The organism is Desulforhopalus vacuolatus, assembly GCF_016918505.1.
Classification (GTDB): Bacteria; Desulfobacterota; Desulfobulbia; order Desulfobulbales; family Desulfocapsaceae; genus Desulforhopalus; species Desulforhopalus vacuolatus.
Genome location: NZ_JAFFPZ010000016.1, coordinates 61,131 through 70,383, shown reverse-complemented (window position 1 = coordinate 70,383; position 9,253 = coordinate 61,131). Strand labels below are relative to the sequence as shown.

Genomic DNA, 9,253 nt, shown 5'->3' with positions numbered 1-9,253 from the left:
CTTGGCCAAGGCTATGAATTCACTCGAACCTGTTCAATAGACCAAGATGAAAAGAGAGTCGAATGGGAAGAGCGCGTTCTTCTTATTTGCTCCTCCAAATACCGGGAAACACTGTCGAAAAATCTAAGAAAACGACTCGCCACGGCCACCGAAAAGTTGGAGGCATTAACTCCCGCTCCTGCTCGCGGAAAACGTCAGATTCGGGATGTAAAAACGCTTGAAGAAAAAGCTGAAACCATATTGACACAATATAAAGTCCAGGGATTGCTTCGCTATCATTTTGAGCGTGAAGAAAAAGTACTCGTTCAATATATAGGACAAGGTCGCGGCAGTGAGAACCGCAAAAAGAAACAAGTCACACAGGTCCGATACCAGATTACATCCGTGGAAAGACGGGAGGATGCAATCACTGAATTAGAGAAAACATTGGGTTGGAAAGCGTACGTCACAAACGAATCTCCTGACCAGTTGAGCTTTGAAAACGCAGTGCTCACATACCGCGACGAGTGGACAATCGAAAGAGGATTTCATCGTCTTAAGGGAGCTCCGCTCTCCTTAGATCCTGTCTTTGTCAAAAGAAATGACCAAGTTGAAGGACTGACAAATCTTCTGAGTATAGCCTTGCGAGCCTTAACGCTGATTGAGTTTGTCGTTCGTCGAGGTTTACAGCAAAATAGCGAAAAACTCACAGGCCTCCACGCAGAAAATCCCAAGAAGGAAACGGATTCTCCAACCGCGGAAAGAATCCTGAAGGCCTATTCCAATATCAATCTAACGATCATCGATTTAGCCGGGCAAATCTTTCACCATGTCACACCACTTTCACCGTTACAAATAAGGATGTTGGAACTCCTTGGTCTGGGACCAGAAATCTATTCCGGCCTGGAGAGTAATTCCGGATAGCTTTTCAGTTTACGCGAATGGTGAGTAATTCCCATCATTTTCCATAAATACAGACTCTTTTTTCAGAAATGAGTCCAATATCTGTCGACGAGCAAACTCGCCGGTTCCTTTTAGACCAATGTTGAACAAAAGCCACTTTTACGTGTGGTTCGCATGTTGTTTTTACTCCTGCGTGTGCTTCACCCCGGATTTCCCAGCTCCCGCGAAATTTCCTCCGCTGTTTTCTGCAGAAGAGAGATCATTAAAGAACGGATCTCTTCATTTCCCATCAGGGTATCCGGGGCGGACACATTTATGGCGGCGACGTATTCACCGGCGTAATTAATAAGTGGTACGCCGATGGCGGTGGCGGAATCAGAACGGCTGATACAGTAGCCGAGCCCTTCTTCCTCCTTCAGCATCTGTTTCAGGAGGGGCAGAGAGGCTGGGGTGTGCCCCAGGGCTCGATCCAGTGCCACTCCGGAATAGAGTTCGGACAGTTCTTCAGGCGCAAGTCCCCTCAGCAGTGCTCTTCCACCGGCGGTGGCATGGCAGTCCAGCCGCGTACCAACGGGGACATTTACCGCCAGTCTCTGCGGGGAGGCCGCACGATAGAGATAAATGACCTCCACTCCCTCCCGCACCATTAAATGACAGGAGGCACTTGATTCATCACGTAATTTAAGCAGATAGGGTGCTGCAATTTCCACGATCCCCCGTGAAGCGAGGAAGGTAAAGCCGTTAGAGAGAACCCTGCTTCCCAGGCTGTAGCTGTTTCGCTCTGTTTTTATGAGGTATCCCATCTCAGTGAGAGTTACCACCGTGCGATAGATGGTTGAGGCGCTTACTCCCAGGCGTTTTGCAAAATCGTTTACCGAGAGAACGTTTCTTTCATGGGTGAACATCTCCAGAATCAACAGTCCTTTCTGCAATGCCGGGACAAGATAGTCTCCTTTTGTCTTGTGTTCGATTTCTTCCATTATTCCCTCACTTTTTTCTCTGAAAATGACTGGCTTAAACTGTGCCGGAATTCTATCTCTTGCTAAATCAGCTGCTTTTGCTATCAATAATTAAAATTCATATAAGAATATTATACTTCATATATAAAATTTAAGGCTGTATTGTGATGATATAATTGTATTATTTTGCATTTTTATAGATAATACTTTTTGCATAGGTATTTTTATCTTGTTTCCCTGAAAATATTTCCGTACTTTTACCCCTCAGGAACGTGCTGAAGGAAAAGACCTTCAACACAAACGGGAACGTTACAAAACCAGTCTTTCGCCCATTTTCTCCTGAGTCTTGAATATGAACGAAATGCAAGGTTTTTCAAGGTCCCCAGACGTGTAAATTTCATCGTGGGGCGATTCGCCTGTCAACGGAGGTGTGTTGTTATGTCTGAAAAAAACTGGTCACTGCTGTATCTGAGTCAGGAAGATTGTGTCGCAGCTGGCGGAACAAAGATGAGAGAAACGCTCAAGGCAGTAGAGCGCTCTTTTTTCCTGCATGGGAAAGGGGCTTTCATTCAACCTGGAAAACCTGTTGTGCGGTGGGGCGGTCCTGAAACAGAAGAGACCTCCGGCCGAATCATGTCAATGCCCAGTTATCTTGGTGGAAAAGAGTTTGCCGACGAGCTGATCAAACGGGATCTGCTGGGACCGGTGGATACTTCCGGTATCAAATATATTCCGAGCTGTCCTCCGAATCCCTCCAAAGGTCTGCCGAGAGCAACCGCAATTATCATTATTTTAGACCCGGAAACACTTATTCCTGTTTGTGTCATGGACGGCGCGGTGGTAAGCGCAATGCGTACAGGGGCCGCCAGTGGCGTTGCTGCGAAATACCTCGCCAACCCTGATTCGAAACTCTTTGGCCTGGTTGGTGGCAGCGTCCAGGGAATGACCCAGGCTGTGGCGATGAAGGCCGCACTGCCCAGTCTTGAGACCCTCAGAATATATGATCTCAACTATGACACGGCCGTGAAATTTGCGGAGAAAATGTTTCCCGTTCTCAACATGGATGTTATCCCGGTGAAAACCGTGAAAGAGGCCTTTGTTGATATGGATGTTATCTCTACGGCAACTATGGCAAGAGAGCCATACGTCAACAAGGAATGGTACAAGCCGGGGGTCTTCCATGCTGAGATCTCTTTCTGGGATACTCCTCCAGAGGCGCTTGATGTTTTTGACCGCATCTTCGTTGATGACTGGGAACAGGTAAAGCATCATGGGGTTGATGTCAGCTGGCGTGCGGTGGATCAGGGCGTTATCACCCGGGAGGGTATTTCCGGGAACCTCGGGGAGGTTGTAGCCGGAAGCAAAAAAGGGCGTCTCTCCCCTGAAGACAAAATTTTCTTTAATCCCATTGGTATGGGAATTCACGATCTTTCAGAAGGGTACAGGGTCTACCGGAGTGCCCAGGCAAAAGGGGTTGGTTCTCAAATGAGCTACTTCGCGAAAGCCAATGGATGGCTGGAGAGTCTGGGGTTCTGATTTTTCAAGGGGGATCAGCTTCGCTTATGGGTTTGATCCCCTCTGTTACTTCACAACTCATTAATCCATCGCATTAATTTTCATCCCGTCCTGCAGGGGTATGAAACTTGACATATTCGGATGAGTAGAATACTTTTTTGATTATGACAGTTTTGCAAGATAATCCCAACCTTATGGAGGCCACAATGCGCAAATTTACACTTATTACGCTTTTGACATTCATGTCAGTTCTCATCTTCTCCACCAGTTTTGCCGCAGATCGTATTTTCTTCGGTATTGCTACCGGTGGTACTGGGGGGACCTATTATCCCCTTGGCGGCATGCTCGCTCAGATGATTTCAAACAAGGTCACAATCGATGGAAAAGATCTTTCTGCTACAGCGGAAACCGGTAATGCCTCGGTTGCCAATGCCTCCCTTCTGGGGCGCGAGGGCATTGAGTCAGCTTTTGTTGCTGCCGATATCCTTGATGCTGCTTACAAGGGGGAGAAGCAGTTCGACGGGAAGGCTGTTAAAAATATCCGTGCTCTCGGTGCTCTTTATCCCGAAACGGTGCAGCTTATTGTTCGCAAAAATGAAGGAATTACAACTTTTACCGATTTGAAAGGCAAGTCTGTATCTTCCGGTTCTCCCGGCTCGGGGCAGTGGCAACTCCTTGGTGATCTCCTCACCGTGAATGGCATGACCCGCAAAGATATTAAAGAGGACTACAGTTCTTTTGCTCAATCCGTTGAGAAGATCAAAGACGGCAACCTTGATGCTACTCTGATCACCGCCGGAACTCCCACCGCTTCTGTAATGGAGCTGGCCAATCACCATGGAATTTCTGTTATTCCTCTTTCCGGAGAGGCCGTAGAAAAGCTTTTGAAGGACCAGCCCTATTACGTTTCTGTAACTCTGCCTGCCAATACCTATAAAGGCCAGGAAGCCGATGTCCAGACACTTGCTGTCCGTGCCATCTGGGCAACCCATGCAGGCCTGGATGACAAGATTGCCTATGAGGTTACTAAAGCGCTCTATGAAAACCTTGATACTCTTTCCAAGGTACATGTAAAAGGAAAAGAAATTTCCCTGGACAAGGCTCTGGACTCAGTTTCTGTTCCTGTTCATCCGGGTGCCGAGAAATACTATAAAGAAAAAGGCCTTATCAAGTAATGATGCGAATCGTGACGGTGACACTCTTCACCGCACTCCTTCTTCTGTTCGGCACCTCCTGCCGGGCAGAAGAATGTCTATGTGCTGCCTCCTTTCCCGATGGATCAGTGCTGGGCAACTTCAGCCTTCCGGAAGATGGGAGGTTCTCCCTCTCTTTCATCCATTCCGTATCAAATACGCCGGTGCGTGATGACTACCGCTTTGCAGAGGGGAAAATTACCCAGGCGAGAGAAATATTTGAAACTCACGGAGCCGGTTTGCCATCACAGGCTGATGAACCAAATATAACGAGCTGGCGACGGGTGAAGGATACGTTCATTGTTGAGATGCGCAGACCAATCCCAAAACTGGTCGTGCGCACGGACAAAAGATACAAAAATCGTCTCCACCTTAAACGTAAGACTATCAACCTTAATCAGTGGCCCGACGGGGCCATCGAGTTGCGGGGAGTTCCCTGTCGCATAACCCAATAAGGGAACATCGAATAATAGTCCACGTTCTTTGTTACAGTCAAAAAATTATCCTCCGACAAAGCGAGGAACGAGATTTCGAGGTAAGCGCCAGAATTCGTTATCAACGTTATGTCTGCGGTAAATTTTTTCCTGTGCTTCGAATATGAACGAAATGCAAGGTCCCTCAAGGTACCCATAAGAGAAAAAGAGGATGTATGAGCGAAGAAAAATATTCCAGTACCACGCCCAAACCCGAACTCTCTGAAACTGAGGTTGAAGAGATTGTAAAAAAGTATGATGCAGAGTCCAATTTTCGTGAGTTGCGGGGAGTAACCGCCTCCATCGTGTTGATTCTCTGCGTGTGTCTCTCCGTATTTCACATCTATACCGCAGGTTTTGGACTGCTCAATGAAATCATGCACCGCACAGTGCATCTCAGCTTTGTCCTTGGCCTTACTTTTCTTGTTTTTCCCCGTCATGTACCCTCCAATAAAATAAGAGGATGGTTTTTCAGTCTCTGTTTTGCCAGCTTCTATCTCTTCCTCGGCTGGCAGCTGGTTGATCGCCTCGGTGACCGGATTTCCCCTCTTGCGAGCGTAAGCATTCTGCTGGTGACACTGCTTATCTCCATTACCGCTCTTCCTCTGGAATACCTGCGTGAGAAGGGGAAGGGCGTCTCCATCGCCGACTGGCCGCTGGCAATTGCAGGAGCCGGAATTTCCCTCTATCTCATTATCTTTTTCAAAGAGATCTTCATCTCCAATGTTGGTTTCCCGCAAACCGAAGATTATGTCCTCGGTCTGCTGGCAATTATCATGGTGAGTGAGGCCTGTCGTCGGGTCATGGGGGAGACACTTCCGGTAATTGGTGCTTTTGCACTTCTCTATGGTCTTCTCGGGCCGTTTTTACCGGGCATGATTGCCCATCGGGGCTACGATATTATCCGCATTGTGGAGCATCTCTACCTTGGTACCGAAGGAATTTACGGTATCGCTGTCGGGGTTGTTGCCACATACGTTTTCCATTTTGTTCTCTTTGGTGTTTTGGCACAGGCTTCCGGACTTGGTCAGCTCTTTATTGATCTGGCAATGATCCTCGCCGGCCGCTATTCCGGAGGACCCGCCAAGGTGTCGGTTGTCTCCTCAGGTTTTTTCGGCATGATCTCCGGTTCCCCCATCGCCAACACTGCCACCACCGGTTCTTTCACCATCCCCATGATGAAGCGAAACGGTTTCTCTCCCTCTTTTGCTGCGGCGGTGGAGGCTTCTGCTTCCTGTGGTGGTCAGGTAACACCACCGATTATGGGAGCTTCCGCCTTTGTTATGGCGGAGATGCTTGGTATTCCCTATAACAGGATTATTCTGATCGCCATCGTTCCCGCACTTTTCCACTATCTTGCGACCCTGAGCATGGTTCACCTTGAAGCGCGGCGGCTTGGTCTCAAAGGGATGAGCCGGGATCAGATTCCGCTCCTCGGGAATCTGCTGAGACGGCAATGGCATCTGATGGTTCCTCTTACTGTGATGGTGACTCTGCTGCTTATGCAGTACACACCGTATCTTGCTGCTTTCTGGGGAATTATTCTTTCTATTGTCTGCTCGTGGATTCCACTGGTTACCCGTAAACTTGGGATTGGTGATCTCGATGCCTCCCACACCCTTACGCCGAGGGATATTGTCCACGGTCTTGACCAGGGAGCACGCTATGCCCTTGCCATTGGTGCGGCCTGTGCCAGTGTGGGATTTATCCTTGGCATGATTACGCTCACCGGTCTCGGTTTTAAATTCTCCGGCACAGTTCTGGAGCTTGCCTCTAATATCGGTATGTTCTTAAGTTCCATGGATCCGTTTCACTACATCTCGGCTGAGGGGAGTACCCTCTTTTTTGGTCTCATTCTGGTTGCTTTTGCCTGTATTGTCATGGGCGCCGGCATCCCTACGACCCCATGCTATATTATTCTCGCCTCTATTGCGGGGCCGGCGTTGAACAACCTCGGTGTGCCTCTCGTAGCGACGCACTTTTTTGTTTTTTATTACGGTGTTCTCGCGGATGTGACTCCACCAGTGGCGCTGGCCGCCTATGCCGGTGCGGGAATAGCCGGAGCCAACCCGATGGCCACAGGTATGACGGCTTTTCGACTCTCCATGGGAAAGGCGCTGGTTCCCTTCATGTTTGTTTACGCCCCCTCCATGCTTTTCATTGACTTTAAATTCGGCGAATTTTCCATCGCCATCGTCAGTGGAGTTCTTGGTATCATTGCTCTCTCTGCAGCCTATATCGGTTATTTCCGCATGCCTGTTTCTGTGTGGGGAAAAGTGCTGCTGACTATTGGAGGGCTCTGTCTTGTCTCCAGTCATCTCGGTGTCATTACTTTCGGGGCGATACTTGTATTTACCATTCTCGGGTTAAACTTTATGAAAGCCAGGACGGCAGTGTTTGTCCCGCCTGTAAGCTATGGTGAAGAACGTTGAGTCCTGGTGGTTGTTCAAATGGCCCTGGCTGAGGAAAAATGAAAAGCCTTACAGAGAGGTGTAGTTTTTAGATGGCAGGTTTAGAGGTTCGACTTCAGGATTTCCTGTATAAATTTTGAGAAAAAGAGCATCAGGTGAAAGAAAAAAAATGCGTAAAATAGTCGAGTGTGTGCCCAATTTTTCGGAAGGACGCAATACGGAAACCATTGAGGCGATCGCGACTGCGATTCGCAATGTGGAGGGCGTGAGCCTGATAGATGTCGATTCCGGGGGGTCCACCAATCGGACGGTCTATACCTTTGTTGGTGATCCTGAGACAGTAATCGAGGGTGCACTTGCCGGAGCACGGGTAGCCCGGGAACTCATCGATATGAGAACACACCACGGAGAGCATCCCCGTTTGGGTGCCATGGATGTCTGTCCTTTTATCCCCGTGGCCGGGGTCACCATGGATGATTGTGTGGAGATCGCCAAAAGGTTCGCCGCCCGTGCGGCTGAGGAGCTGGGCATTGCTTCTTTTCTCTATGAACATGCCGCAACGGAGGCGTATCGCACGAAATTGCCTGATGTTCGTCAGGGAGAGTATGAAGGGCTGGAAGAGCGGTTGAAGGATCCGAGGTGGAAGCCCGATTTCGGGCCAACCGAGTTTATTCCTGAGTGGGGGGCGTCCGCTGTTGGTGCGAGGATGTTTCTCATTGCGTACAACGTCAATTTGCTGGCAACCGCCAATCAGGCCCACCGTATTGCTCTTAATTTGCGGGAAGCCGGGCGCGGCAAGGGGAAACCCGGCAGGCTGAAATGTGTGAAAGGGATGGGATGGTATGTTGAGGAATATAAAATGGCGCAGGTCAGCGTTAATCTCAACGATTACAATGTCACTGGTATCCATACGCTGTTTGAGGCGGTGAAACAGGAGGCGGAGGAGCTTGGACTCGGGATTGCCGGTTCTGAAATTGTGGGCATTGTTCCTCTCGAATCTCTTCTCATGGCGGCGGATTACTACATTGAAAAAGAGGAGCTCTTTCTCTATGAAGAGCACCAGAAACTCCGCCTTACTATTGAGCGTCTGGGGTTGAACTCCGTTGCTTCCTTTAAGCCGGAGGAGCGGATTGTGGAGTATATAACAGCGGAAAAACCCGAAGAACCGCTTGCCTCGCTTTCTGCCCGTGATCTGATAACGGAAGTTGCCGCCCGGAGTTCTGCTCCCGGAGGTGGTTCAGTTTCTGCGGTTGTTGCGGCTCTTGGTGCCGGGCTTGGATCGATGGTTGCCAAATTGACGTACGGGGTGCGCAAGTTTGAAAGTGTGCAGGGAGAACTCGAAAAGGCCATTCCTGTGCTGCATCAGCTGACGCAGGATCTCATTGCAATGATCGACAGGGATACTTTGGCCTTTAACGAATATATGGAAGGGCTCCGCATGCCGAAAAAAACGGATGCTGAGAAGGCGGTCCGCCATGAAAAGATGCAGGCCGGATTGAAAACTGCGGTGAAGGTACCTCTTTCCGTCATGCGACTTGCGGGATCTTCCTGGGATGCGCTGGAGATTGTGGCGAAAAACGGGAACCCCGCATCAAAATCGGATACCCTTGTCGGAGCTGTCTCTTTGAAAACTGGAATCTGGGGTGCGTGGCAGAATGTGTTGATCAATACGCCTGATATAGATGATGAGCCTTGGAAAAAGGAGGTTTTGCAGGAAGCTGAAGGTCTTTATACCATTGCTGAAAAGCGCTGTGAAGAAATCCTCAGAATTTTAGATTGCACGCAGCAGGGGTAAACTGTTGTGGGGCTGATGCCCAGTC

The 9,253-nt window shown here is 49.1% G+C and carries 7 protein-coding genes; 6 read left to right on the top strand and 1 reads right to left on the bottom strand.

Annotated elements, in window-relative coordinates:
* Positions 1-903 (top strand): IS1634 family transposase (locus JWG39_RS10920; protein ID WP_205219435.1); only part of this gene is annotated, 903 nt, incomplete at its 5' end.
* 179 nt (positions 904-1,082) lie between these two features.
* Here the strand turns inward: JWG39_RS10920 and JWG39_RS10915 are convergent.
* Positions 1,083-1,862: an IclR family transcriptional regulator gene (locus JWG39_RS10915; protein WP_205219432.1), complete on the bottom strand. Its 780-nt coding sequence runs from the start codon at positions 1,860-1,862 to the stop codon at positions 1,083-1,085.
* A 417-nt stretch (positions 1,863-2,279) separates the two neighbouring features.
* Between JWG39_RS10915 and JWG39_RS10910 the strand changes: the two genes are divergently transcribed.
* The 5 genes from JWG39_RS10910 (at position 2,280) to ftcD (ending at position 9,228) form a co-directional block, all read left to right on the top strand.
* Complete coding sequence (locus JWG39_RS10910; RefSeq protein WP_205219431.1) at positions 2,280-3,377, top strand: ornithine cyclodeaminase family protein; 1,098 nt, start codon at positions 2,280-2,282, stop codon at positions 3,375-3,377.
* A 185-nt stretch (positions 3,378-3,562) separates the two neighbouring features.
* Positions 3,563-4,531: a TAXI family TRAP transporter solute-binding subunit gene (locus JWG39_RS10905; protein ID WP_205219430.1), complete on the top strand. Its 969-nt coding sequence runs from the start codon at positions 3,563-3,565 to the stop codon at positions 4,529-4,531.
* Complete coding sequence (locus JWG39_RS10900) at positions 4,531-5,004, top strand: DUF1850 domain-containing protein (RefSeq protein WP_205219429.1); 474 nt, start codon at positions 4,531-4,533, stop codon at positions 5,002-5,004. Before JWG39_RS10905 ends, JWG39_RS10900 begins: the two co-directional genes overlap by 1 nt.
* Positions 5,005-5,198: 194 nt before the next feature.
* Complete coding sequence (locus tag JWG39_RS10895) at positions 5,199-7,454, top strand: TRAP transporter permease (protein WP_205219427.1); 2,256 nt, start codon at positions 5,199-5,201, stop codon at positions 7,452-7,454.
* A gap of 148 nt (positions 7,455-7,602) precedes the next feature.
* Positions 7,603-9,228 carry a glutamate formimidoyltransferase gene (gene ftcD / locus JWG39_RS10890; protein WP_205219426.1) on the top strand — a complete coding sequence of 542 codons (1,626 nt, stop codon included), beginning with the start codon at positions 7,603-7,605 and terminating at the stop codon, positions 9,226-9,228.
* The last annotated feature ends 25 nt before the right edge of the window (positions 9,229-9,253 follow it).